Here is a 26,483-nt window from a genome sequence, read left to right on the forward strand (position 1 = left end):
CGCATCGACGCGGCCGTCGCTCCAAGATGCACGAAAACCCCGACCGGCGCCTCTCCAGACCAGCTGGAGAAACCCGTCCGGGGCCTCGCAGACTTCCTCTCGGCGAGCCATCAGCTCATGGCTGACCGAGCGCGAGTGTCACGCCGCTACGACGTCCACAGCTTCGCTCGGCGCCTTGATGGTCACCCGTTCCGGTGGCACACCCTTCACCGACACGGAACCCAGCATCGGGCGCACAGGCGCCGGTACGGGCTCGCTGGGGGTGGCCGCAGCAGACTGGGCCAGCTCGGCGAGGGCGAGCTCGTCGCTCACTTCCCGCATGAGCTCGGACATCCGTACGTCCAACGCGTCGCAGATCGCGGAGAGCAGTTCGGAGGAAGCCTCCTTCTGCCCCCGCTCCACCTCGGAGAGATAGCCGAGTGAGACTCGGGCGGAGGAGGAGACTTCGCGCAGAGTACGGCCCTGGCGCTGGCGCTGCCGACGCAGCACGTCACCCAGCAGGCGACGGAGCAGAATCATCGGTGGCTCCCTCCTCGGACCGCGTAGCCGCATCCTTCACGCCCCACCGTACCGCCTTGCGCCGCGGCCGTGCGGGGAGCGATGTCGTGTTCACTCAGGGCTGCAAACATCAAAACCCCCCGTTCCGTTCCGTATCCTGTGCCCGCTCATTCCCGGTCTGTTCGCTCGCCAGCTCCTCCAGGAGGAGTGCGAGTACGCTCCGTACACTCTCCATACGAATTTCCGCACGGTCGCCGTTCAACCGCAGCGCGGTCACTTTCCCGCCACTGACTGCCTCGGAAGCGCCCTCGAAGGGGCCGTCGACGGCCACGAATACCGTTCCGACGGGCTTGCCGTCCTGCGGTTCCGGGCCAGCGACTCCGGTGGTCGCGATGCCCCAGTCGGCGCCGAGTGCCTTGCGCACTCCGGCCGCCATCTGAGCCGCGACCTGCGGGTCCACCGCACCTCGCTGGTCCAGCAGGGTGGCGTCGACCCCCAGCAGCTCCCGCTTCAGTTCGGTGGCGTAGGCGGTCACCGAACCCCGGAACGCCTGGGACGCGCCGGGTACCGCTGTGATTTCCGCCGCAACCAGTCCGCCCGTGAGCGACTCGGCGACCGCGAGCGTCCAACCCTTCACGGTGAGTAGTCGCACCACTTGGGCGGCCGAGGAATTCACGCTTCCGTCTCCTCCAACGCCGCCCGGCGCTCGGCGATTCCCTGCCTGCGCAGCACAATGGCCTGTCTCACATAGTCGAGCCCGGTCACGACGGTCAGCACGACCGCCACACCCATCACCCAGAACCTCGCGGTGGCCAGCCACCCCGTCAGCGCCAGGATGTACATCCCTACGGCGATGCCCTGGCTGAGGGTCTTGAGCTTGCCGCCCCGGCTCGCCGGGATCACGCCGTACCGGATGACGAGGAAACGCAGGAGGGTGATCCCGAGTTCCCTGCCGAGGATGACGATCGTCACCCACCAGGGCAGGTCGCCGAGCCCGGACAGACAGATCAGCGCCGCTCCCATGATCGCCTTGTCGGCGATGGGGTCGGCGATCTTCCCGAAGTCCGTGACGAGGTTGTAGGTGCGCGCCAGGTGCCCGTCGAACAGGTCGGTGATCATGGCGATCGCGAAGGCCGCCCAGGCGAACGAGCGCCATGCTGGGTCGTGTCCGCCGTCGGCCAGTATCAGGGCGACGAGGCCGGGCACGAGGAGCAGCCGGAGCATGGTCAGCAGATTGGCGATGTTCCAGACGCTGGCCTGGTTGACGGCCGCGGCCGCGATCTTCCCCCCGCGCGCGGGCTTCGCACCGGAGTCGCCGCCGACCTCCGACGCCGCTTCGGAAACGACATCCACCGCGGGGACGGCACCGGCGTGCACCGCGGCGGCCGTACCGGAGACCGCGTCCGAGGGAGCGCTCGGTGCCACGCCGGACGCGGCGCCCGAGACCGCGCCCGCCGGTCCGCCCTTCGCGGCGGAGGGGCCACCCGCAGCGGACGCCGGTACTCCGGTCATCTGCCCGCCTCCTCACTACACGCGAGCGAGCCGTCGAGCGGCTCGGCCACCAGGTCGACACCTTCCGAACCGACCACCTTCGCCTCGACCATACGACCGACACTCAGACCTTCGCCGCTCGTGAGCAGCACCTGGCCGTCGGTCTCGGGGGCCTGGTGCGCTCCGCGGCCGTACACGCCCTCCTCGTCGACGGACTCGACCAGCACGTGCACGGTCTCGCCGACGCGCTCCTCGGCGCGCTGCGAGACGAGTTCCTCGGCGAGCCGGGAGATGTGGGCCAGCCGCTCCGCGACGACGTCCTCGTCCAGCTTGTTCTCGTACGTCGCCGCTTCGGTGCCCTCCTCGTCGGAGTACCCGAAGACACCGATGGCGTCCAGTCGCGCGCCGTTCAGGAACCGCTCCAGCTCGGCGAGGTCGGCCTCGGTCTCGCCGGGGAAGCCCACGATGAAGTTGGAGCGCACGCCGGCCTCGGGGGCCTTGCCCCGGATGGTGTCGAGGAGCTCCAGGAAGCGGTCGGTGTCACCGAAGCGGCGCATCGCGCGCAGCACGCCGGGGGCGGAGTGCTGGAAGGACAGGTCGAAGTAGGGCACGACCTTGGGCGTGGAGGTGAGCACGTCGATCAGGCCGGGCCGCATCTCGGCAGGCTGGAGGTAGCTGACGCGCACGCGTTCGAGACCGGCCACCTCGGCGAGTTCGGGCAGCAGGGACTCCAGCAGGCGGATGTCGCCGAGGTCCTTGCCGTACGAGGTGTTGTTCTCGGAGACCAGCATGATCTCCTTGACGCCCTGCTCGGCCAGCCAGCGCGTCTCGTTGAGGACGTCCGAGGGGCGGCGGGAGATGAAGGAGCCGCGGAAGGACGGGATGGCGCAGAAGGAGCAGCGCCGGTCGCAGCCGGAGGCGAGCTTGACCGAGGCGACCGGGGAGCCGTCCAGACGGCGGCGCAGGGGCGCACGGGGGCCGGAGGCCGGAGCGAGCCCCTCCGGAAGGTCTGCGGGCGCCGCCTCGGGGGCCTCGGCGGCCGGGCCGTGTCCGGGCAGCGCGACGGACGCCGCCGAGTCCTGCCGCTCGGCCGGGCTGATCGGCAGCAGCTTGCGCCGGTCGCGCGGGGTGTGGGCGGCGTGGATGCCACCGCTGAGGATGGTCTGGAGCCGGTCGGAGATGTCGGAGTAGTCGTCGAAGCCGAGCACCCCGTCCGCTTCCGGCAGCGCCTCGGCGAGGTCCTTGCCGTAACGCTCGGCCATGCAGCCCACCGCCACGACGGCCTGGGTTCTGCCGTGCCCCTTGAGGTCGTTGGCCTCCAGGAGGGCGTCGACCGAGTCCTTCTTGGCGGCCTCGACGAAGCCACAGGTGTTGACGACGGCGACATCCGCGTCTGCGGCGTCCTCCACGAGATCCCAGCCGTCCGCCTCCAAACGGCCTGCGAGCTCCTCCGAGTCCACCTCGTTGCGGGCGCAGCCAAGAGTGACGAGTGCGACGGTACGGCGTTCAGGCATGGGCTCAAGACTACTTCGTCCCACTGACACCCCACGTCGAAGGGGTTGGCCGATCGTGGCCAACCCCTTCAGAGCGAGAAACCGAACAGCTGCCTAGCCGACCTGCGGGTCGCCCTTCGTGTACGTCAGGCGCTCCACGGCTCCGGGCTGCCAGTCGTCGTCGATCTTCTTGCCGTTCACGTACAGCTGGATGGCTCCGGCGTCACCGAGGACGAGGTTGATCTTGTCGCTGTCCTGGAAGGTCTTGGAGTCGCCCTGCTTGAGCAGTCCGTCGAAGAGGGTCCGGCCGTTGTGGTCCTTGGCGAGGATCCAGCTCTTGCCGTCGGCGGCGCTGACCTGCACGGTCACCTTGTCCTGGGGCGCTGCCGCGATGGCGCTGTCGGACGGCGTGGGCTTCGGGTCCTTGGGGGTCTTGTCGGACTTGGGCGTCGGGGACTTGCTGGTGGCGGGCGTGGTGCCGTCGGCCACCTGTGTCGTCCCGCCGCCGTCGTCGCCCTTGAAGGCGGTGAAGCCGACGAAGCCGACCACGGCGACGATCGCGGCGACCATGGCCGCGGTCCAGTTCGGTCCGCGCCGCTCGGGACGGATGCGTTCCGCCTCGAACAGCGGGGCGGCCGGGGTCGGGGCCGGACGCCCGCCGCCGTGATCGGCGGCGTACTGGTCCAGAAGAGGGGCCGGGTCCAGATGGACGGCCTTGGCCAGGGTCCGGATGTGGCCCCGGGCGTACACGTCGCCACCGCAGGGGGCGAAGTCGTCCGCCTCGATGGCGTGCACGATGGCGATGCGAACCCTGGTGGCGTTGCTGACGTCGTCGACGGTCAGCCCGGCCGCGATCCGCGCCTGTTTCAGGGCGTGGCCGACGGAGAGGTGGGCTTCCTGCGGGTCGTCTTCGAACGGACGCTCGTCTTCAGGGGAGTTGCCGATGGACACGGGGGCGCCTTTCGAGCGTTTAGCCACCTGTGCTGGAGGTTCAGTCTAGGGGGGGTGCGAAAGGGTGGGGCAACCGGGCGGTGGGACTTTGTACGCCATCGGAATGGCCGAACACGCCGATGGTGGGGCAGCAGCTTTTTGCTTCCCTCAACTTGACGTACGCCGAAGGGAAACGGTTGCTCGATGATCCCTTACGGGTGAGTCACGATCGAACATCGGTGGCCGCACCCGCGTCGGGCTCCCTCTAAGCCTCCCCGCGGATCACCGCGAGCACGCCGTCCAGTTCGTCAGCCTTCACAAGAACGTCACGAGCCTTGGAGCCCTCGCTGGGTCCGACGATGCCCCGGGACTCCATCAGGTCCATCAGCCGGCCCGCCTTCGCGAACCCGACCCGCAGCTTGCGCTGGAGCATGGAGGTCGAGCCGAACTGCGTGGAGACGACCAGCTCGGCCGCCTGGCACAGCAGGTCGAGGTCGTCGCCGATCTCCTCGTCGATCTCCTTCTTCTGCTTGGTGCCCACGACGACGTCGTCCCGGAAGACCGGCGCCATCTGGTCCTTGCAGTGCTGGACGATCGCCGCGACCTCTTCCTCGGTCACGAAGGCGCCCTGCATACGGGTGGGCTTGTTGGCGCCCATCGGCAGGAACAGCCCGTCGCCCTTGCCGATCAGCTTCTCGGCACCCGGTTGGTCGAGGATGACCCGGGAGTCGGCGAGCGAGGACGTGGCGAAGGCGAGCCGCGAGGGCACGTTCGCCTTGATCAGACCGGTGACGACGTCCACCGACGGCCGCTGCGTGGCGAGCACCAGGTGGATGCCGGCCGCGCGCGCGAGCTGGGTGATCCGCACGATCGCGTCCTCGACGTCCCGCGGGGCGACCATCATCAGGTCGGCGAGCTCGTCGACGATCACCAGCAGATACGGGTACGGCTGGAGCTCACGCTCGCTGCCCTCGGGCAGTTTGACCTTGCCGTTCCTGATGGCCTCGTTGAAGTCGTCGATGTGCCGGAAGCCGTAGGCCGCCAGGTCGTCGTAGCGGAGGTCCATCTCCCGTACGACCCACTGGAGCGCCTCGGCGGCCCGCTTCGGGTTGGTGATGATCGGCGTGATCAGGTGCGGGATGCCCTCATAGGCCGTCAGCTCCACGCGCTTGGGGTCCACGAGGACCATGCGCACGTCCTCGGGGGTCGCGCGGACCATGATGGAAGTGATCAAGCAGTTAATGCACGACGACTTACCGGAACCGGTGGCTCCGGCGACGAGGACGTGCGGCATCTTCGCCAGGTTGGCCATCACATAGCCGCCCTCGACGTCCTTGCCGAGCGCGACCAGCATCGGGTGATCGTCCTCGGCGGCCGCCGCGAGCCGCAGCACGTCACCGAGGTTGACCATCTCCCGGTCGGTGTTGGGGATCTCGATGCCGACCGCGGACTTGCCGGGGATCGGGCTGATGATCCGTACGTCCGGACTGGCGACGGCGTACGCGATGTTCTTGGCCAGCGCGGTGATCCGCTCGACCTTCACGGCGGGCCCGAGCTCGACCTCGTAGCGCGTGACCGTCGGTCCGCGCGTGAAGCCGGTGACGGCGGCATCGACCTTGAACTCCGTGAAGACGGTCGTCAGAGAGGCGACTATGGCGTCGTTGGCCGCGCTGCGCGCCTTGCCCGGGCCACCGCGCTCCAGGAGGTCGAGGGAGGGCAGCGCGTAGGTGACGTCGCCGGACAGCTGGAGCTGCTCCGCGCGCGGGGGCAGCTCGCTCGGAGCCTCGGGAGCGGGCTTGGTGAGGTCGGCGACCTCGACCTTGAGCTTCTCCTGCTTCGGACGCGCCTCCTGCTTGGGCCGCGCGGCCGGGACCGGAGTGGGTACCGGGGTCGTCTCCACCCGGTCGCCCACGCTGACGCCCTGGGTGAGGTCGGCGACCAGCGGCGAGGGCGGCAGGCCGTGCATGACGACGCCGTCCAGATCGGCGGCGGCGGCCGCGGCGATGTCCACGGCGTCCATCCGCCGGTCCATCGCGGGCTGCGGTACCGCGGACCGCCGGGGGCGCCCACGACGCTGCGAGAGGGCCTCCTGCTCCGCTCCGTCGGGGTCGTACGACTCAGGCGCGGGACCTCGCTTGCGTCCGCGCGCGGGCAGCGCCTCGCGCCACTGCTCGTCGTAGCGCTCGTCGTCCTCGCCGAACTCGTCCTCCGCCGGGTCGGGGAGGATCCCGAGCCGCACACCGAGCTCCCGCAGCCGTCGCGGAATGGCGTTGACCGGGGTGGCCGTGACGACGAGCAGCCCGAAGACCGTCAGCAGCACGAGCAGCGGTACGGCGAGGACCTCGCCCATGGTGTACGTCAGCGGGGTCGCCGCTCCCCAGCCGATGAGGCCGCCGGCGTCCCTTATCGCCTGCATGCCGTCGCTGCGGGCCGGTGCGCCGCAGGCGATGTGGACCTGACCGAGGACGCCGATGACGAGCGCCGACAGGCCGATCACGATCCGGCCGTTGGCCTCGGGCTGCTCGGGGTGGCGGATGAACCGTACGGCGATGACCGCGAGCAGTATCGGCACGAGCAGGTCCAGCCGGCCGAAGGCGCCGGTCACGATGATCTCGACGAGGTCGCCGACGGGCCCGTGCAGGTTCGACCAGGTACCGGCGGCCACGATCAGGCCGAGGCCGAGCAGCAGGAGTGCCACGCCGTCCTTCCGGTGCGCGGGGTCGAGGTTCTTCGCACCCTGCCCTATTCCCCGGAACACAGCGCCCACGGCATGGGCGACGCCGAGCCAGAGGGCGCGGATGAGCCGGAGAACGCCTCCGGTCGGGCTGGGCGCCGGCCTCGGCGGCACGGCCTTTTTCGCCGCGGCCTTCCTGGCGGGCGCCTTCTTCGCCGGTGCTTTCTTCGCAGGCGCCTTCCTCGCCGGCCCCTTCGCGGGAGCGGCAGCCTTCTTGGCGGGCTGCTTCTTGGCTGCGGAGGGACGTGAGGCCATGAGTGTGAGGTTACCGGTGGAGACGACCGCGGACACGTGTGCCCGCTGCTTCACCCGTTCGTGTCGCTTCTGGTGGGGTGCCGAACTGACGCGGGCTCAAGAGCTCCTTCGGCGAGCGTCAGTTCTGCGAGGGGACCGACGGGGCACTCCCGGTGCCCGGCTCCAGCGCGTCCAGCGCCCGCCGCAACCCCGTGAGTTTGCGTTCGAGATGGGCTGCGGTGGCCACCGCGGCCGCGTCCGCGGACTCGTCGTCCAACTGCTTGGAGAGCGCCTCGGCCTGCTCCTCGACCGCGGCGAGCCGCGCGGACAGCTCGGCTAGCAGCCCCGCCGGCTCCTTCGCGTCCCCGATCGCCGCCTTGCCTGCGCCGCCGCCCTCCAACTGGAGCCGCAGCAGCGCCGCCTGCTCGCGCAGCTGGCAGTTCTTCATGTAGAGCTCGACGAACACCGAGACCTTCGCGCGCAGCACCCACGGGTCGAACGGCTTGGAGATGTAGTCCACCGCACCCGCCGCGTACCCCCGGAAGGTGTGATGCGGCCCGTGGTTGATGGCGGTGAGGAAGATGATCGGGATGTCCCGGGTCCGCTCCCGCCGTTTGATGTGCGCCGCGGTCTCGAAACCGTCCATGCCAGGCATCTGGACGTCCAGCAGAATCACCGCGAAGTCGTCCGTGAGCAGCGCCTTGAGCGCTTCCTCCCCGGACGATGCCCGCACCAGTGTCTGATCGAGCGCGGAGAGGATGGCCTCCAGCGCCAGCAGATTCTCCGGCCGGTCATCGACCAGGAGGATCTTGGCCTTCTGCACCATGGCCCGCCCTCCTCGCCCCGGATGTGCACCGGGTGCCGCCCCTGGGGACGACTCCCTTTCGCCGCCCGTCCTTGTGCCGGTCATCGTAGCCGCACCCTGTCTGTCGCCACACCCTGTCACCGTGATGTCACTGTGCACGTAGCAGAAACGTAGCGGGAGACCAGAAGGTTCCCCGAATCCCGTACTTCTACACGGCGTCGGGCACACTCAGTCAGCAACTCCGCGTGAACTCCACCGATTCCCATCACTCCCCCCGCATCCACTGTTCCATCACCGACAGCAGATGATCGGGATCGACCGGCTTGGTCACGTAGTCGGAGGCGCCCGACTCGATCGCCTTCTCCCGGTCGCCCTTCATCGCCTTGGCGGTCAGCGCGATGATCGGGAGCCCGGCGAACTGCGGCATCCTGCGGATCGCGTTGGTCGTGGCGTACCCGTCCATCTCGGGCATCATGATGTCCATCAGGACGACCGCCACGTCCTCGTGCTGCTCCAGCACCTCGATGCCCTCACGGCCGTTCTCCGCGTACAGGACCGACAGCCCGTGCTGTTCGAGCACACTGGTGAGCGCGAAGACGTTGCGGATGTCGTCGTCGACGATCAGCACCTTCTCCCCGCCGAACCGGATGCCCCGGCGCGGCTGCGGCGCGGACTGGTGCTCCACCGCCGACCACTGGTCCGGCTGCCCGATCCGCTGTTCGAGGGACGGTGCGGTCCTGCGACGGCGCCGGAAGAGCGCCGCGGCCCCGTTCTGCGTCTCCTGGTACGACCTCACCTCGGCCGGCGTCTCGACCTCGACCCCGGCCCTCCCGTTCTCCGACGTGGACGCCACCAGGTCGCCGGCCTCCAGGGCGGGCATGGACTGCTGGTAGCCCTGCGGCGGCAGTTCGCTGGGGTGCAGCGGCAAATACAGCGTGAACGTCGATCCGCGTCCCGGCTCGCTCTGCGCGTGGATCTCGCCGCCGAGCAGTTGCGCGATCTCCCGCGAGATCGACAGCCCGAGGCCGGTGCCGCCGTACTTGCGGCTGGTCGTCCCGTCGGCCTGCTTGAAGGCCTCGAAGATCACCCGCATCTTGCTGGCCGCGATGCCGATACCCGTGTCGGTCACCGAGAACGCGATCAGGTCGGCGCCCGGGTCACGCAGCGACCCGGCCTCCAGCAACTGCTCCCGGATCGCCACCGGCACCTCTCGACCGGCGGGACGGATGACCAGCTCGACGGCCCCGGAGTCGGTGAACTTCACCGCGTTGGACAGCAGGTTCCGCAGCACCTGGAGCAAACGCTGTTCATCGGTGTGCAGGGTGGCGGGCAGCTCGGGCGAGACCCGCACGGACAGGTCCAGGCCCTTCTCCGCGGTCAGCGGCCGGAAGGTGGCCTCCACGTAGTCCACGAGCTGCACCAGCGCGATACGCGTCGGTGAGACGTCCATCTTGCCCGCCTCGACCTTCGACAGATCGAGGATGTCGTTGATCAGCTGGAGCAGGTCGGAACCCGCGCCATGGATGGTCTCGGCGAACTCGACCTGCTTGGGGGTGAGGTTGGAGTCCGCGTTGTCGGCGAGCAGCTTGGCGAGGATCAGCAGGGAGTTCAGCGGCGTCCGCAGCTCGTGCGACATGTTGGCCAGGAACTCGCTCTTGTACCGCATCGACACGGCGAGCTGCTCGGCGCGTTCCTCCAGGACCTGCCGCGCCTCCTCGATCTCGGTGTTCTTGACCTCGATGTCGCGGTTCTGCTGGGCCAGCAGCTCGGCCTTCTCCTCCAGTTCGGCGTTGGACGCCTGGAGGGCCTTCTGCCGGTTCTCCAACTCGGCCGACCGCTCGCGCAGTTGCTCGGTCAGCTCCTGCGACTGCTTCAGCAGCACCTCCGTCTTGGTGTTGACGGAGATGGTGTTGACGCTGGTCGCGATCATCTCGGCGATCTGGTTGAGGAAATCCTTCTGGATCTGCGTGAAGGGTGTGAAGGACGCGAGCTCGATGACACCGAGCACCTTGCCCTCGAACAGGACCGGGAGGACGATCACTTGCGCGGGCGGCGCCTCTCCGAGACCGGAGGAGATCTTCAGATAGCCACTGGGCGCGTTCTCCACCAGGATCGTGCGCTTCTCCTCGGCGGCCGTCCCGATGAGCGCCTCCCCCGGCCGGAACGACGTCGGCATGGAGCCCATCGAGTAGCCGTACGACCCGAGCATCCGCAGCTCGTACTGCTCCTCCGCCTCGGCGCTCATGTCCTTGCCGTCCAGGAGCGGCATCGCAACGAAGAACGCGCCGTGCTGCGCGGTCACCACCGGCGTCAGCTCGCTCATGATCAGCGAGGCCACGTCCTCCAGGTCCCGGCGGCCCTGCATGAGCGCCGAAATACGGGCCAGGTTGCCCTTGAGCCAGTCCTGCTCCTTGTTGGCGATCGTGGTGTCGCGCAGGTTGGCGATCATCTTGTTGATGTAGTCCTGGAGCTCCTGGATCTCACCGGACGCGTCCACGTCGATCTTCAGGTTCAGGTCGCCCCGCGTCACCGCGGTCGCCACGCGCGCGATGGCGCGGACCTGCCGAGTAAGGTTTCCTGCCATTTCGTTCACGGACTCGGTCAGGTCCCGCCAGGTGCCGTCGACGTCACGCACGCGTGCCTGACCGCCGAGCTGTCCTTCGGTACCCACCTCGCGGGCGACCCGGGTGACCTCCTCGGCGAAGGACGACAGCTGGTCGACCATCGTGTTGATGGTCGTCTTCAGCTCCAGGATCTCGCCGCGCGCGTCGATGTCGATCTTCTTGGTCAGGTCACCCTTGGCGATGGCTGTGGTCACCATGGCGATGTTCCGCACCTGACCGGTCAGGTTGGACGCCATCTGGTTCACGGACTCGGTGAGGTCCTTCCAGGTGCCGGCCACACCGGGCACCCGCGCCTGACCGCCCAGGATGCCGTCCGTGCCCACCTCGCGGGCCACCTTGGTGACCTGGTCGGCGAACGAACTCAGCGTCTTCACCATGGTGTTGAAGGTGTCGGCCAGCTGCGCGACCTCGCCGCGCGCCTCGATCGTCACCGTCCGGGTCAGGTCACCGTTGGCGACCGCGTTCGCGACCTGGGAGATGTTGCGCACCTGCACGGTCAGGTTGTTGGCCATGAGGTTGACGTTGTCGGTGAGGTCCTTCCAGATACCCGTGACGCCCGACGCGTGCGCCTGGCCGCCGAGGATGCCCTCGGTGCCCACCTCGCGGGCCACCCGGGTCACCTGCTCGGCGAAGGACGAGAGCTGGTCGACCATCGTGTTGACGGTGGTGACGAGTTCGAGGATCTCGCCCTTCGCGTCGACGGTGATCTTCTTCGAGAGATCGCCCTTGGCGACCGCCGTGGTGACCTCGGCGATGTTGCGCACCTGGATCGTCAGGTTGTTCGCCATGAAGTTCACGGACTGCGTGAGGTCCTTCCAGGTGCCGGAGACACCCTGAACCTCGGCCTGGCCACCCAGGATGCCCTCGGTGCCCACCTCACGGGCCACCCGCGTCACCTGGTCGGCGAAGCTGGAGAGCTGGTCCACCATCGTGTTGAGGGTGTTCTTCAGCTCCAGGATCTCGCCGCGCGCGTCCACGTCGATCTTCTGCGACAGGTCACCCCGGGCCACCGCGGTGGCCACCTGCGCGATGTTGCGCACCTGGGCAGTAAGGTTTCCTGCCATTCCGTTCACGGAGTCGGTCAGGTCCCGCCACACGCCGGCGACGCCGGGCACCTGCGCCTGACCGCCGAGGCGGCCCTCGGTGCCCACCTCGCGGGCCACCCGGGTCACCTGGTCCGCGAAGGCGGACAGCTGGTCGACCATCGTGTTGATGGTGTTCTTCAGCTCCAGGATCTCGCCGCGCGCGTCCACGTCGATCTTCTGCGACAGGTCACCCCGGGCCACCGCCGTCGTCACCTGGGCGATCTGCCGCACCTGCGAGGTGAGGTTGCCACCCATGAAGTTGACGGAGTCGGTGAGCTCCTTCCAGGTCCCGGAGACACCGGGCACGACGGCCTGACCGCCGAGGCGGCCCTCGGTGCCCACGTCCCGGGCCATCCGCGTCACCTGGTCGGCGAAGGCCGAGAGCTGGTCCACCATCGTGTTCACGGTGTTCTTCAGCTGGAGCATCTCGCCGGAGACGTCCACGGTGACCTTCTGCGAGAGGTCACCGTTGGCCACCGCCGTGGTCACCTGGGCGATGTTCCTCACCTGTCCGGTGAGGTTCCTGAACGCCGTGTTGACGGAGTCGGTCAGGTCCTTCCACGTACCGGCGGCCCCGGGCACCTGCGCCTGACCGCCCAGCTCACCCTCGACACCGATCTCGCGCGCCACGCGCGTGACCTCGGCACCGAACGCCGACAGCTGGTCCACCATCCCGTTGACGGTGTTCTTCAGCTCCAGCATCTCGCCGGCCACGTCCACGGTGACCTTCTGCGACAGGTCACCGTTGGCCACCGCCGTCGTCACGGCGGCGATGTCGCGCACCTGGGTGGTGAGGTTCCGGAAGACCGTGTTCACCGAATCGGTGAGGTCCTTCCACGTCCCCGCCGCACCCGGCACGTTCGCCTGCCCGCCGAGCTGCCCCTCGGCACCGACCTCGTTGGCCACGCGCGTGACCTCGTCCGCGAAGATCCGCAGCGTCTCGGTCATCTGGTTGATCGTGTCGGCCAGCTGCGCGACCTCGCCGCGTGCGGAGACCGTCACCTTCTGCGACAGGTCACCGCTGGCGACCGCCGTCGTCACCTGGGCGATCCCGCGCACCTGGGCCGTCAGGTTGCCGGCCATGAGGTTCACCGAATCGGTGAGGTCCTTCCACACCCCGGCCACACCCGGCACCTGCGCCTGGCCGCCGAGCTCGCCCTCGACGCCCACCTCGCGCGCGACGCGGGTCACCTCGGAGGAGAACGAGGAGAGCTGGTCCACCATCGTGTTGACGGTGTTCTTCAGCTCCAGCATCTCGCCGGCCACGTGAACCGTGACCTTCCGGGACAGGTCACCCTTGGCGACGGCCGTGGTCACCAGCGCGATGTCCCGCACCTGGGCCGTCAGCCGGTACGCCATCGTGTTGACGGACTCGGTCAGGTCCTTCCACGAACCCGACATGCCACGCACGCGTGCCTGCCCGCCGAGCTTGCCCTCGGTGCCGACCTCGCTGGCCACGCGCGTGACCTCGTCGGTGAAGGTGGACAGCTGATCGACAAGGTTGTTTACAGTCCGCCCGACCTTCAGGAACTCCCCGCGCAGGGGGTGCCCCGTCCCGTCCGGGGCCTGCGTCCTGAGCTCCATCCGGGGCGACAGATCACCCTCCGCCACCGCGGACAGCACCCGGCCGACCTCGGAGACGGGCCGCACGAGATCGTCCACGAGCGCGTTGGAGGCATCGATGGCGGACGCCCAGGAGCCCTCACAGGCGCCTGTTTCCAGCCGTTCTGTGAGCTTGCCCTCACGGCCCACCATGCGCCGCACCCGTGACAGCTCACCCGTCAGATGCAGATTGCGGTCGGCCACCTCGTTGAAAACGGCCGCGATCTCCGACATCACGCCGTCGCCGGACACCGTGAGCCGCTTGCGGAAGTTCCCGTCACGCATCGAGACCAGCGCGGACATCAGCCGGTCCAGGGCAGCCGTGTCCACCGCGGTGGTCCCACCGCGCGGTTTGCGCTGGCCGCTCGGGGACTGTCCGCCCTTCGCGCGCGTCCTAGTGCCCCGCGTCGCTGCGCCAGACTCCACTGTGTCCCTCCCGCAGGGGTCGACCGTTACTGCTGTGCTCGGGTGGTACCGCGCGGCACACCGGTTGCTGCCGCGCGCTTCTGCTTACTACAGCGATATTTCAACCAGGCATGCGAACCCGCACCACGGGCTGCTGCCCGCCGTACGAGCAAGCCACTCGGCCTGCCCGAACCTTCTTCAGGAGCTTGCCCAGTGTTTCACCCCGGTTGAACCCGGCCATAACAGTTCGGCAGCTTCGCACATCGTCCGCACACCCTCCGGACGGAAACACTGCAGACCGGCATCCGCATGGCCGTCGAAGGTAAGTAACCTTGCATGCGGCTGTCCAGCCGAGCCGGTCCGTCCGGCCTGGGCGGTGGCACGAGCACGAGCGGGCATCGGAGGGCGGCCGCACACATGACCACCGGACTGATCCCCGGGGGACAGAACCCGGATCCCCGGCCGACGGGCGGTCTGCCGCAGCAGCGGCACGAGCCGGTCGGCCAGGCAGCCCTGCACGTCGACAACCGGTCGAGGAGTTCCGTGATCACCGCGCGCGCGGCAGCCAGCTTCGAGCCCGTCGGACGATCGGTGGCGACCGCCCGGTCCTTCGTCCGCGACACCCTCCAGGGCTGGGGCTTCGCCGACATCGTCGACGACGCGGTGGTCCTCACCAGCGAACTCGTCACCAACGCCGTGGTCCACGCGGGCACGTCCGCCGACGTTCTGTGCCTGCGCAGTGACGACGGTGTACGGATCGAGGTGGCCGACCACTACCCCGAACGTGAGATCCCCCTCCAGGGCCAGGCCGTCAACATGGGCAACCTCGACCGCGAGGGCGGCCGCGGCCTCCAGCTCTGCGCCGCGCTCGCCGGCCGGTGGGGTGTCGAGTACACCCCCACCCACAAGCAGGTCTGGTTCCAACTCGCACTGCCCGAGCGCCCGGTGGGCACCCGGACCGCGGGTCCGTCGCTGCCCGCGGACCTTCTCCCGCTGGCCGACGGCCGCGTCCGCGTCGCCGTCGTCCAGATCGACCGTACGGGCGCCATCACCTCGTGGAACGAGGACGCCGAGGAACTCTTCGGCTACGGCGCCGACCAGGTCCTCGGCAAGCCCCTGACCGACCTCGCGGCCTGGCCGCACACCCCGGGCACCAGCACCGGCATCGTCGAGGCACTCCAACTCTCGCGCTGGGAGGGCAGCTACGGCATAAGGGCCGCCAACGGCCGCGTCACCTCGGTCTACGCCTCCCACCTGCGCGTCCGCGACACCGGCGGCGAACCCTCCACCGTCTGCCTCCTGGTCCGCGACCACGAACGGGCCGTGCTCCAGACGCCGTTGCGTGTCCCCTCCTCCGACACAACCACCTCCGCCGACGGCCAGAGCACCGACCCCTTCGAGGTGTTCATCGGCTCCCCGGCCCCGGACGACCTCGACGGCCTGCTCCAGCGCACCGTCGAACGCGCGCGCGACATGCTCGACGGCGACTCCGCCTTCCTGCTCCTCGCGACCGACGACGAGACGGAGCTGGAGGTCCGCGCCTCCACCGGCCTGCCCTCCGCCCGTCAGCGCTTCGCGCGCGTGCCGGTCGAAGCGGGCCCCGGGCGCTACGGCTCCGCCCGCATGCCGGCCGTCCACGACGACCTGTCGGCCGTACCGGGCGCAGTACCGCTCCTGAGCGGCACGGGCATGCGCTCGGTCGTCACGGTCCCGCTGAAGGTCGAGGGACGCCTCACCGGCTCCCTGGGCGTGGCCGCGGAGGGTCCCGGCAGATACTCGAACGAAGAAGCCCTGCGACTCCAGTTCGCCGCCGACCGCATCGCGTTGGCCGTCGAGTCGGCCCGCCTGGGCGAACTCGAACGCCTGCGCCGCGGCTCCCTGAGCTTCCTCGTCGAGGCCTCCGACCTCCTGGCCGGCACCCTGGACCGCGACCAGACGCTGGCCCTCATGGCCCAGATGACCGTCCCCACCCTGGCCACCTGGTGTGCCGTCTACACGATCGCCGACCAGGCGTCGGATCCCTATCTGTCGTACGTCCTGCACGAGGACGAGGAACTCATCGACGGCATCAAGTCGTTGCTGTCGAAGATCCAGCCTCCTGACCCGGTCCCCACCCCCGGCGCCCGCGTCTGGTCGGCCCCGGGCGAGGCGGCCCACCAGGCGGCCCTGCGCAGCTCCATGCGCAGCCTCGGTCTCACCGGCGGCCAGACCCACCAGCTCGCCTCCGGGATCGGCCCCACGCTCGCCACGGCCTCCGCGGTGGGCGGCGAGACCGTCGTCCTCCCCCTGGTCGCCCGCAACCGTGTCATCGGCATGCTCACCCTCGGCAAGCCCGCCGACGAACACTTCCGCCAGGAGATCCTGGAACTGGCCGAGGACCTGTCCCGCCGGGCCGCCCTCGCCCTCGACAACGCCCGCCTCTACTCCGAGCGCACGGCCATCAGCCAGTCCCTCCAGCGCAGCCTCCTGCCGCCCGAGCTGCCCCAGATCGACGGCGTCGAGGTCGAGGTCATCTACCGCGCGGCCGGTGAGGGCAACGAGGTCGGCGGCGACTTCTACGACGTCTTCCCCATCAGCGACGGCGCGTACGGCTTCGCCATCGGCGACGTCTGCGGCACGGGCCCGAACGCGGCGGCGGTGACGGGCCTCGCCCGGCACGCCCTGCGTCTCCTGGCCAGGGAGGGTCTGAGCGGCCCGGCGGTCCTGGAGCGCCTCAACTCCGCGATCCTCGACGAGGGCGCCCGCAGCCGCTTCCTGACCCTGCTCTACGGCGAGTTGTGGCCGCAGGAGGACGGCAGCGCCCGCCTGAAGGTCGTCTGCGCCGGCCACCCGCTCCCCCTCCGCCTGCGCCAGGACGGCACCGTGGAACCGGCCGCCGAACCCCAGCCGCTCCTCGGCGTAATGGAGGACCTGGAGCTCTACGAGCAGGCGGTCACGCTCGACCCGGGCGACGTCCTGCTCTGCGTCACGGACGGCGTCACAGAACGCCGGGAAGGCACCCGCATGCTGGGCGACGACGGTCTCGCCGACGTCCTCACCACCTGTACGGGCCTGACGGCCGGCGCTGTCGCGGCCCGCATCATGCGCGCGGTCGAACGCTTCGCCTCCGACGCCCCGTCCGACGACATGGCGATCCTGGCAATGCGCGTCCCGGGCCTGCACACGGACTGAGAGGGAACACGAAAAAGGCCCCGCCCGAATGGGCGGGGCCTTTTGCTGGAGCCCCCTAACGGAATCGAACCGTTGACCTTCTCCTTACCATGGAGACGCTCTGCCGACTGAGCTAAGGGGGCCTGTCGCTTTCCGAGGTTTCCCTCGCGGCAACGGAAGAGATCATACCCCGAGCAGACCCGTGCTCCCAACTCGCTCAGAAAGCAGGCTGAAGCAGTCCGCCGAGGGCATTGCACGCGGCCACCACCCGCTGCATGTCCCGCTTGGTCAGCGAGGCATCGACCGGCAACGCAAGCGTCTCGTCGGCGGCCAGTTCGGTCTCCGGCAGCGACACACAACGCCGGAACTCGGGAAGCCGGTGCACGGGCGTCTTCACCGGCACCCGGCAATCAACTCCCTTGCTCCGCAGGGCCCGGGCGAACGCGTCCCGGTCCGGCCGCCCGTTGCCGGGAACCCGCACGACGTACTGCTGGTAGGTGTGCCCGTCCCCACCGTCGGGCGTGCGCACACCGCGCAGCTTCCCATCGAGATAGCAGGCCCGCTCCCGCCGCTGAGCGGTCTCGTCGTACGGCGCCTCGGACTCGCCTTCCTGCAGCACCAGCAGCCCGTGCCGCCGGCCGACCTCGAGCAGCCGCGCCATGTCGGCCGGCCTTCCGAATCGGTGGACTACAACGACGGCCGCCGTCCGCGGAGTTACGGCGGCCTCGACAGCGGACGCGTCCAGGCAGTAGCTGACCGGATGTATGTCCGCGAACACCGGAAGCGCACCCGCGAGTGTCACCGCTTCGGCGACCTCGACGTTCCCGAAGGCCGGTACGACGACCTCGTCACCGACTCCGACGCCGGCGGCCCTGAGCATTGCAGCAGTACCCATGCTGGGGATGGTGGTTGCGCAACGTGAACTTCAAGTGACGCCCAACAAAAAAGGGTTGGACCCCGAACCGAAGTTCAGGATCCAACCCTTTGAAGAATTGTTCGGCGGTGTCCTACTCTCCCACAGGGTCCCCCCTGCAGTACCATCGGCGCTGTAAGGCTTAGCTTCCGGGTTCGGAATGTAACCGGGCGTTTCCCTCACGCTATGACCACCGAAACACTATGAAGTTCGACCGGAAAATGACACAGTCGTTGCCTCAGAACTAACACAGTGGACGCGAGCAACTGAGGACAAGCCCTCGGCCTATTAGTACCGGTCACCTCCACCCATTACTGGGCTTCCAGATCCGGCCTATCAACCCAGTCGTCTACTGGGAGCCTTAACCCCTCAAGGGGGTGGGAGTCCTCATCTCGAAGCAGGCTTCCCGCTTAGATGCTTTCAGCGGTTATCCCTCCCGAACGTAGCCAACCAGCCATGCCCTTGGCAGGACAACTGGCACACCAGAGGTTCGTCCGTCCCGGTCCTCTCGTACTAGGGACAGCCCTTCTCAAGACTCCTACGCGCACAGCGGATAGGGACCGAACTGTCTCACGACGTTCTAAACCCAGCTCGCGTACCGCTTTAATGGGCGAACAGCCCAACCCTTGGGACCGACTCCAGCCCCAGGATGCGACGAGCCGACATCGAGGTGCCAAACCATCCCGTCGATATGGACTCTTGGGGAAGATCAGCCTGTTATCCCCGGGGTACCTTTTATCCGTTGAGCGACGGCGCTTCCACAAGCCACCGCCGGATCACTAGTCCCGACTTTCGTCCCTGCTCGACCCGTCGGTCTCACAGTCAAGCTCCCTTGTGCACTTACACTCAACACCTGATTACCAACCAGGCTGAGGGAACCTTTGGGCGCCTCCGTTACTCTTTAGGAGGCAACCGCCCCAGTTAAACTACCCATCAGACACTGTCCCTGATCCGGATCACGGACCCAGGTTAGACATCCAGCACGACCAGACTGGTATTTCAACGACGACTCCCCCTGAACTGGCGTCCAGAGTTCACAGTCTCCCAGCTATCCTACACAAGCCGAACCGAACACCAATATCAAACTGTAGTAAAGGTCCCGGGGTCTTTCCGTCCTGCTGCGCGAAACGAGCATCTTTACTCGTAGTGCAATTTCACCGGGCCTATGGTTGAGACAGTCGAGAAGTCGTTACGCCATTCGTGCAGGTCGGAACTTACCCGACAAGGAATTTCGCTACCTTAGGATGGTTATAGTTACCACCGCCGTTTACTGGCGCTTAAGTTCTCAGCTTCGCCACACCGAAATGTGACTAACCGGTCCCCTTAACGTTCCAGCACCGGGCAGGCGTCAGTCCGTATACATCGCCTTACGGCTTCGCACGGACCTGTGTTTTTAGTAAACAGTCGCTTCTCGCTGGTCTCTGCGGCCACCCCCAGCTCACCGTGTAAAACGGATCACCGGTGATGGCCCCCCTTCTCCCGAAGTTACGGGGGCATTTTGCCGAGTTCCTTAACCATAGTTCACCCGAACGCCTCGGTATTCTCTACCTGACCACCTGAGTCGGTTTAGGGTACGGGCCGCCATGAAACTCGCTAGAGGCTTTTCTCGACAGCATAGGATCATCCACTTCACCACAATCGGCTCGGCATCAGGTCTCAGCCTCATGTGCGACGGATTTACCTATCACACGGCCTACACCCTTACCCCGGGACAACCACCGCCCGGGCTGGACTACCTTCCTGCGTCACCCCATCACTCACCTACTACCACCTTGGATCAGCGGCTCCACCACTTTCCTTTCCCCGAAGGGTCCGGAACGGCTTCACGGCCTTAGCATCAATGGGTTCGATGTTTGACGCTTCACAGCGGGTACCGGAATATCAACCGGTTATCCATCGACTACGCCTGTCGGCCTCGCCTTAGGTCCCGACTTACCCTGGGCAGATCAGCTTGACCCAGGAACCCTTAGTCAATCGGCGCACACGTTTCCCACGTGTGTATCGCTACTCATGCCTGCATTCTCACTCGTGAACCGTCCACCACTAGCTTCCGCTGCAGCTTCACCCGGCACACGACGCTCCCCTACCCATCACAGCCACCGTTGGGCGTATTGCTGCAATGACACGACTTCGGCGGTACGCTTGAGCCCCGCTACATTGTCGGCGCGGAATCACTAGACCAGTGAGCTATTACGCACTCTTTCAAGGGTGGCTGCTTCTAAGCCAACCTCCTGGTTGTCTCTGCGACTCCACATCCTTTCCCACTTAGCGTACGCTTAGGGGCCTTAGTCGATGCTCTGGGCTGTTTCCCTCTCGACCATGGAGCTTATCCCCCACAGTCTCACTGCCGCGCTCTCACTTACCGGCATTCGGAGTTTGGCTAAGGTCAGTAACCCGGTAGGGCCCATCGCCTATCCAGTGCTCTACCTCCGGCAAGAAACACACGACGCTGCACCTAAATGCATTTCGGGGAGAACCAGCTATCACGGAGTTTGATTGGCCTTTCACCCCTAACCACAGGTCATCCCCCAGGTTTTCAACCCTGGTGGGTTCGGTCCTCCACGAAGTCTTACCTCCGCTTCAACCTGCCCATGGCTAGATCACTCCGCTTCGGGTCTTGAGCGTGCTACTGAAACGCCCTATTAGGACTCGCTTTCGCTACGGCTACCCCACCCGGGTTAACCTCGCAACACACCGCAAACTCGCAGGCTCATTCTTCAAAAGGCACGCAGTCACGACGCATTGAGTAAACTCAATGCGCGACGCTCCCACGGCTTGTAGGCACACGGTTTCAGGTACTATTTCACTCCGCTCCCGCGGTACTTTTCACCATTCCCTCACGGTACTATCCGCTATCGGTCACCAGGGAATATTTAGGCTTAGCGGGTGGTCCCGCCAGATTCACACGGGATTTCTCGGGCCCCGTGCTACTTGGGTGTCTCTCAAACGAGCCGCTGATGTTTCGACTACGGGGGTCTTACCCTCTACGCCGGACCTTTCGCATGTCCTTCGCCTACATCAACGGTTTCTGACTCGTCTCACAGCCGGCAGACTGTGAAAGAGAGATCCCACAACCCCGAATGCGCAACCCCTGCCGGGTCTCACACGCATACGGTTTGGCCTCATCCGGTTTCGCTCGCCACTACTCCCGGAATCACGGTTGTTTTCTCTTCCTGCGGGTACTGAGATGTTTCACTTCCCCGCGTTCCCTCCACATACCCTATGTGTTCAGGTATGGGTGACAGCCCATGACGACTGCCGGGTTTCCCCATTCGGAAACCCCCGGATCAAAGCCTGGTTGACGACTCCCCGGGGACTATCGTGGCCTCCCACGTCCTTCATCGGTTCCTGGTGCCAAGGCATCCACCGTGCGCCCTTAAAAACTTGGCCACAGATGCTCGCGTCCACTGTGCAGTTCTCAAACAACGACCAGCCACCCATCACCCCGCCCTCACAGGCGAGTTCACTGGGGCCGGCATCGAGGGGGTTCATTCCCTCAGACACCCAACAGCGTGCCCGACACCTCCGCCACTCGTGATCAGCTTTCCACGCTCCGAAGAGCAGTACTGGCAGCCCGAGATGACTGAAAATGCCGAATAATCAACGTTCCACCCATGAGCAACCAGCATCGGACGTACGCCGATGTACTGGCCCTGGACCACCAAGCAAGCTTGGCGGCCTAGATGCTCCTTAGAAAGGAGGTGATCCAGCCGCACCTTCCGGTACGGCTACCTTGTTACGACTTCGTCCCAATCGCCAGTCCCACCTTCGACAGCTCCCTCCCCACAAGGGGGTTGGGCCACCGGCTTCGGGTGTTACCGACTTTCGTGACGTGACGGGCGGTGTGTACAAGGCCCGGGAACGTATTCACCGCAGCAATGCTGATCTGCGATTACTAGCAACTCCGACTTCATGGGGTCGAGTTGCAGACCCCAATCCGAACTGAGACAGGCTTTTTGAGATTCGCTCCACCTCACGGTATCGCAGCTCATTGTACCTGCCATTGTAGCACGTGTGCAGCCCAAGACATAAGGGGCATGATGACTTGACGTCGTCCCCACCTTCCTCCGAGTTGACCCCGGCGGTCTCCTGTGAGTCCCCATCACCCCGAAGGGCATGCTGGCAACACAGGACAAGGGTTGCGCTCGTTGCGGGACTTAACCCAACATCTCACGACACGAGCTGACGACAGCCATGCACCACCTGTACACCGACCACAAGGGGGGCACCATCTCTGATGCTTTCCGGCGTATGTCAAGCCTTGGTAAGGTTCTTCGCGTTGCGTCGAATTAAGCCACATGCTCCGCTGCTTGTGCGGGCCCCCGTCAATTCCTTTGAGTTTTAGCCTTGCGGCCGTACTCCCCAGGCGGGGAACTTAATGCGTTAGCTGCGGCACCGACGACGTGGAATGTCGCCAACACCTAGTTCCCACCGTTTACGGCGTGGACTACCAGGGTATCTAATCCTGTTCGCTCCCCACGCTTTCGCTCCTCAGCGTCAGTAATGGCCCAGAGATCCGCCTTCGCCACCGGTGTTCCTCCTGATATCTGCGCATTTCACCGCTACACCAGGAATTCCGATCTCCCCTACCACACTCTAGCTAGCCCGTATCGAATGCAGACCCGGGGTTAAGCCCCGGGCTTTCACACCCGACGTGACAAGCCGCCTACGAGCTCTTTACGCCCAATAATTCCGGACAACGCTTGCGCCCTACGTATTACCGCGGCTGCTGGCACGTAGTTAGCCGGCGCTTCTTCTGCAGGTACCGTCACTTTCGCTTCTTCCCTGCTGAAAGAGGTTTACAACCCGAAGGCCGTCATCCCTCACGCGGCGTCGCTGCATCAGGCTTTCGCCCATTGTGCAATATTCCCCACTGCTGCCTCCCGTAGGAGTCTGGGCCGTGTCTCAGTCCCAGTGTGGCCGGTCGCCCTCTCAGGCCGGCTACCCGTCGTCGCCTTGGTGAGCCATTACCTCACCAACAAGCTGATAGGCCGCGGGCTCATCCTTCACCGCCGGAGCTTTCAACCACCACCCATGCGAGTGGCAGTGATATCCGGTATTAGACCCCGTTTCCAGGGCTTGTCCCAGAGTGAAGGGCAGATTGCCCACGTGTTACTCACCCGTTCGCCACTAATCCCCACCGAAGTGGTTCATCGTTCGACTTGCATGTGTTAAGCACGCCGCCAGCGTTCGTCCTGAGCCAGGATCAAACTCTCCGTGAATGTTTACCCGTAATCGGGTGCACACACACGAGAGCGGAACAACCACCGGAATAAGGCGGTCGTTCACAGCGTCCTCGCTGTGTCTATTTCAAAGGAACCTCGTCCCAGCAGATGCTGGAGACGGGGTATCAACATATCTGGCGTTGATTTTTGGCACGCTGTTGAGTTCTCAAGGAACGGACGCTTCCTTTGTACTCACCCTCTCGGGCTTTCCTCCGGGCTTTTCCCTTCGGTCTTGCGTTTCCGACTCTATCAGACCGTTTCCGGTTCCGATTTCCTCGGTGCTTTCCAGGTTCCCGCTCTCGCGTTTCCCTTTCCGGCGACTCCGACTTTATCAGAAGTTCTGAGTCGGAATTCCCGCCCCCTGGAGGCTGGCCCCGGAGCACGAAGCTGCCGGGTTCCCCCTCAGGCGGAGCCGTAAACGTACTGGAGCGGGGCGCCTCGATGCAAATCGAGGCGCCCCGCTCCATGTTCACTCGGACGGATGTCCGACGGTCCGTCAGACCTCCACCACCACAGGCAGGATCATCGGCCTGCGGCGATACGTGTCGGAGACCCACTTGCCCAGGGTCCGACGCACCAGCTGTTGCAGCTGGTGGGGTTCGACCACGCCGTCCTGCGCCGAGCGCTCGAGTACCTCGGTGACCCGCGGGATCACGTCGGCGAAGGCCGCGTCCTCGATGCCGGAGCCGCGCGCCTGGATGTGCGGGCCGCCCGTGATCTTGCCGGTGGACGAGTCCACGACCAGGAAGACCGAGATGATGCCCTCGTCGCCGAGGATCTTGCGGTCCTTGAGGGCCGGCTCGCCGACATCGCCGACCGAGAGGCCGTCGACGTAGACGTAACCCGCCTGGACCTTGCCCGCGATCTTCGCCTTGCCCTCGACGAGGTCGACGACCACGCCGTCCTCGGCGATGACGATGCGGTCGTGCGGGACGCCGGTCAGGGCGCCGAGCTCGGCGTTGGCGCGCAGGTGGCGCCATTCGCCGTGGACCGGCATCAGGTTCTTCGGCCGGCAGATGTTGTAGAAGTACAGGAGCTCGCCCGCGGACGCGTGGCCCGAGACGTGCACCTTGGCGTTGCCCTTGTGGACGACGTTGGCGCCCCAGCGGGTCAGGCCGTTGATCACGCGGTAGACCGCGTTCTCGTTCCCGGGGATCAGCGAGGACGCGAGGATGACGGTGTCGCCCTGGACGATCCGGATCTGGTGGTCGCGGTTGGCCATGCGGGACAGGGCGGCCATCGGTTCGCCCTGCGAGCCCGTGCAGACCAGGACCACCTCGTGGTCCGGGAGGTCGTCGAGCGTCTTGACGTCGACCACCAGGCCCGGGGGGACCTTCAGGTAGCCGAGGTCTCTCGCGATGCCCATGTTGCGGACCATCGAGCGGCCGACGAAGGCGACCCGGCGGCCGTACTCGTGGGCCGCGTCCAGGATCTGCTGGATGCGGTGGATGTGGCTGGCGAAGCTCGCCACGATGATCCGCTTGCGGGCGTTGCCGAAGACCTGGCGCAGGACGTTCGAGATGTCCTTCTCGGGCGGGACGAAGCCCGGTACCTCGGCGTTCGTCGAGTCGGAGAGGAGAAGGTCGATGCCCTCCTCGCTCAGCCGCGCGAACGCATGCAGGTCGGTGAGCCGGCCGTCCAGCGGGAGCTGGTCCATCTTGAAGTCGCCTGTGTGCACCGCCATGCCGGCGGGCGTGCGGATGGCGACCGCGAGGGCGTCGGGGATGGAGTGGTTGACCGCGACGAACTCGCAGTCGAAGGGGCCGATGCGCTCGCGGTGTCCCTCCGCCACCTCAAGGGTGTACGGACGGATGCGGTGCTCCTGGAGCTTGGCCTCGATGAGCGCGAGGGTCAGCTTGGAGCCGATCAGCGGAATGTCCGGCTTCTCGCGGAGGAGGTAGGGGACACCACCGATGTGGTCCTCGTGGCCATGGGTGAGGACGATGCCCTCGATGTCGTCGAGGCGGTCCCGGACGGACGAGAAGTCCGGCAGGATCAGGTCGATTCCGGGCTGTTCCTCCTCGGGGAACAGCACTCCGCAGTCGACGATCAGCAGGCGGCCGCCGTATTCGAAGACCGTCATGTTTCGGCCGATCTCACCGAGACCGCCGAGTGGGGTGACCCGCAGGGCGCCCTCGGCAAGCGGCGGGGGCGGGGCCAGTTCGGGATGCGGATGACTCAAAAGACTCTCCTCACCACACACGCCACGTACCGGTGGGGCACGTGGCGTGCGTGACGTTCGTGCGTGTAGCAGTTGTCGTTGTGGTGCGGGCACCGGTGGCCCGCCTATTCAGTTGTTGAGTCCGGTTGCGCGCCGGGCGCGCGAAGTCTGGTGCTAGAGCTGTACCCCGCCGGCTGCAAGATCGATCTTGAGCTGCCGGATCTCTTCGGGCGAGAGCTCGACCATGGGGGCGCGCAGGGGCCCCGCGGGGAGGCCCTGGAGGGTGAGCGCCGCCTTGGTGGTCATCACTCCCTGGGTACGGAACATGCCCGTGTAGACGGGGAGCAGCTTCTGGTGGATCTCGGTGGCCTTCTGTACGTCACCCGAGACGAACGCCTCGACCAGGGCGCGCAGGTCCGGGGTGACGACGTGGCCGACGACCGAGACGAAGCCGACCGCGCCCACGGAGAGCAGCGGGAGGTTCAGCATGTCGTCGCCGGAGTACCAGGCGAGGCCGGAGCGGGCGATGGCCCAGCTGGCGCGGCCGAGGTCGCCCTTGGCGTCCTTGTTGGCGACGATCCGCGGGTGCTCGGCGAGCCGGACCAGCGTCTCGGTGCTGATCGGGACGCCGCTGCGGCCCGGGATGTCGTAGAGCATGACGGGCAGCTCGGCGGCGTCGGCGACGGCCTTGAAGTGCCGGTACAGGCCCTCCTGCGGGGGCTTGTTGTAGTACGGCGTCACGATCAGGAGGCCGTGTGCGCCGACCTTCTCGGCGGCCTGGGCCAGCTCGATGCTGTGGCGGGTGTCGTTGGTGCCGACGCCGGCGATGACGTGGGCGCGGTCGCCGACCGCCTCCAGTACGGCTCGTACCAGGTCCGATTTCTCCGCGTCACCGGTGGTGGGCGACTCGCCGGTGGTGCCGTTGATGATCAGGCCGTCGTTGCCTGCGTCCACCAGGTGGGTGGCGAGCCGCTGTGCGCCGTCGAGGTCGAGTGCGCCGTCCGCCGTGAAGGGCGTGACCATGGCGGTGAGGACCCGCCCGAAGGGGGTCTGCGGAGTGGAGGTCGGAGCCATGGGGAACACGCTACTCGTTGCGCAGGGCGGGGTCTGCCCTAGGGGGGCCGGGAAAAGTC

12 protein-coding genes, 1 tRNA gene and 3 rRNA genes are annotated in these 26,483 nt (G+C 66.6%); 1 reads left to right on the forward strand and 15 read right to left on the reverse strand.

The features are described 5' to 3' along the window. Nucleotides 1-138: 138 nt before the first annotated feature. The 8 genes from RKD20_RS12150 to RKD20_RS12185 form a co-directional block, all read right to left on the reverse strand. Nucleotides 139-519, reverse strand: coding sequence for a helix-turn-helix domain-containing protein (locus RKD20_RS12150; RefSeq protein WP_007385114.1), 381 nt, complete (start codon nt 517-519; stop codon nt 139-141). Between the two features lie 109 nt (nt 520-628). Then, complete coding sequence (locus tag RKD20_RS12155; RefSeq protein ID WP_424877750.1) at nt 629-1,174, reverse strand: CinA family protein; 546 nt, start codon at nt 1,172-1,174, stop codon at nt 629-631. After that, nucleotides 1,171-2,010 (reverse strand): CDP-diacylglycerol--glycerol-3-phosphate 3-phosphatidyltransferase, encoded by an 840-nt coding sequence (gene pgsA, locus RKD20_RS12160; protein WP_424877751.1) that lies wholly within the window; start codon nt 2,008-2,010, stop codon nt 1,171-1,173. Before pgsA ends, RKD20_RS12155 begins: the two co-directional genes overlap by 4 nt. Continuing rightward, nucleotides 2,007-3,503 carry a 30S ribosomal protein S12 methylthiotransferase RimO gene (rimO, locus tag RKD20_RS12165; RefSeq protein ID WP_424877752.1) on the reverse strand — a complete coding sequence of 499 codons (1,497 nt, stop codon included), beginning with the start codon at nt 3,501-3,503 and terminating at the stop codon, nt 2,007-2,009. The genes pgsA and rimO overlap by 4 nt, the downstream gene beginning before the upstream one ends. A 93-nt stretch (nt 3,504-3,596) precedes the next feature. After that, the gene (locus tag RKD20_RS12170) at nt 3,597-4,433 is read right to left on the reverse strand and encodes a helix-turn-helix domain-containing protein (protein ID WP_424877753.1); all 837 of its coding nucleotides are present in this window, start codon (nt 4,431-4,433) and stop codon (nt 3,597-3,599) included. Between the two features lie 244 nt (nt 4,434-4,677). Beyond that, complete coding sequence (locus RKD20_RS12175; protein ID WP_424877754.1) at nt 4,678-7,401, reverse strand: DNA translocase FtsK; 2,724 nt, start codon at nt 7,399-7,401, stop codon at nt 4,678-4,680. Between the two features lie 118 nt (nt 7,402-7,519). Then, the gene (locus RKD20_RS12180) at nt 7,520-8,206 is read right to left on the reverse strand and encodes a response regulator (RefSeq protein ID WP_424877755.1); all 687 of its coding nucleotides are present in this window, start codon (nt 8,204-8,206) and stop codon (nt 7,520-7,522) included. A gap of 244 nt (nt 8,207-8,450) precedes the next feature. Continuing rightward, nucleotides 8,451-13,922 carry a HAMP domain-containing protein gene (locus RKD20_RS12185; RefSeq protein ID WP_424877756.1) on the reverse strand — a complete coding sequence of 1,824 codons (5,472 nt, stop codon included), beginning with the start codon at nt 13,920-13,922 and terminating at the stop codon, nt 8,451-8,453. A gap of 396 nt (nt 13,923-14,318) precedes the next feature. Here RKD20_RS12185 and RKD20_RS12190 point away from each other — a divergent pair, with 396 nt between their 5' ends. After that, a complete protein-coding gene (locus tag RKD20_RS12190; protein ID WP_424877757.1) occupies nt 14,319-17,072 on the forward strand; it encodes a SpoIIE family protein phosphatase in 2,754 nt (917 codons plus the stop codon). Nucleotides 17,073-17,118: 46 nt separating this feature from the next. Here the strand turns inward: RKD20_RS12190 and RKD20_RS12195 are convergent. From RKD20_RS12195 to dapA, 7 genes are all read right to left on the reverse strand, one after another. Then, nucleotides 17,119-17,194 (reverse strand) — tRNA-Thr (locus RKD20_RS12195). Between the two features lie 74 nt (nt 17,195-17,268). Next, a complete protein-coding gene (locus RKD20_RS12200) occupies nt 17,269-17,931 on the reverse strand; it encodes a DegT/DnrJ/EryC1/StrS family aminotransferase (RefSeq protein ID WP_424883203.1) in 663 nt (220 codons plus the stop codon). 114 nt (nt 17,932-18,045) lie between these two features. Continuing rightward, nucleotides 18,046-18,162 (reverse strand): 5S ribosomal RNA (gene rrf, locus RKD20_RS12205). A gap of 70 nt (nt 18,163-18,232) precedes the next feature. Next, nucleotides 18,233-21,354: ribosomal RNA gene (locus RKD20_RS12210) — 23S ribosomal RNA — on the reverse strand. Nucleotides 21,355-21,658: 304 nt separating this feature from the next. Next, nucleotides 21,659-23,186, reverse strand: a 16S ribosomal RNA gene (locus RKD20_RS12215). Together the 16S, 23S and 5S rRNA genes form the textbook arrangement of a ribosomal RNA operon. 499 nt (nt 23,187-23,685) lie before the next feature. Next, nucleotides 23,686-25,371: a ribonuclease J gene (locus tag RKD20_RS12220; RefSeq protein ID WP_424877758.1), complete on the reverse strand. Its 1,686-nt coding sequence runs from the start codon at nt 25,369-25,371 to the stop codon at nt 23,686-23,688. 153 nt (nt 25,372-25,524) lie between these two features. Then, complete coding sequence (gene dapA / locus RKD20_RS12225; RefSeq protein WP_424877759.1) at nt 25,525-26,424, reverse strand: 4-hydroxy-tetrahydrodipicolinate synthase; 900 nt, start codon at nt 26,422-26,424, stop codon at nt 25,525-25,527. Nucleotides 26,425-26,483 lie beyond the last annotated feature (59 nt).

The sequence above is a fragment of the Streptomyces sp. SLBN-8D4 genome (genome assembly GCF_049739545.1).
In the GTDB taxonomy this organism is placed as follows: Bacteria; Actinomycetota; Actinomycetes; order Streptomycetales; family Streptomycetaceae; genus Streptomyces; species Streptomyces canus_C.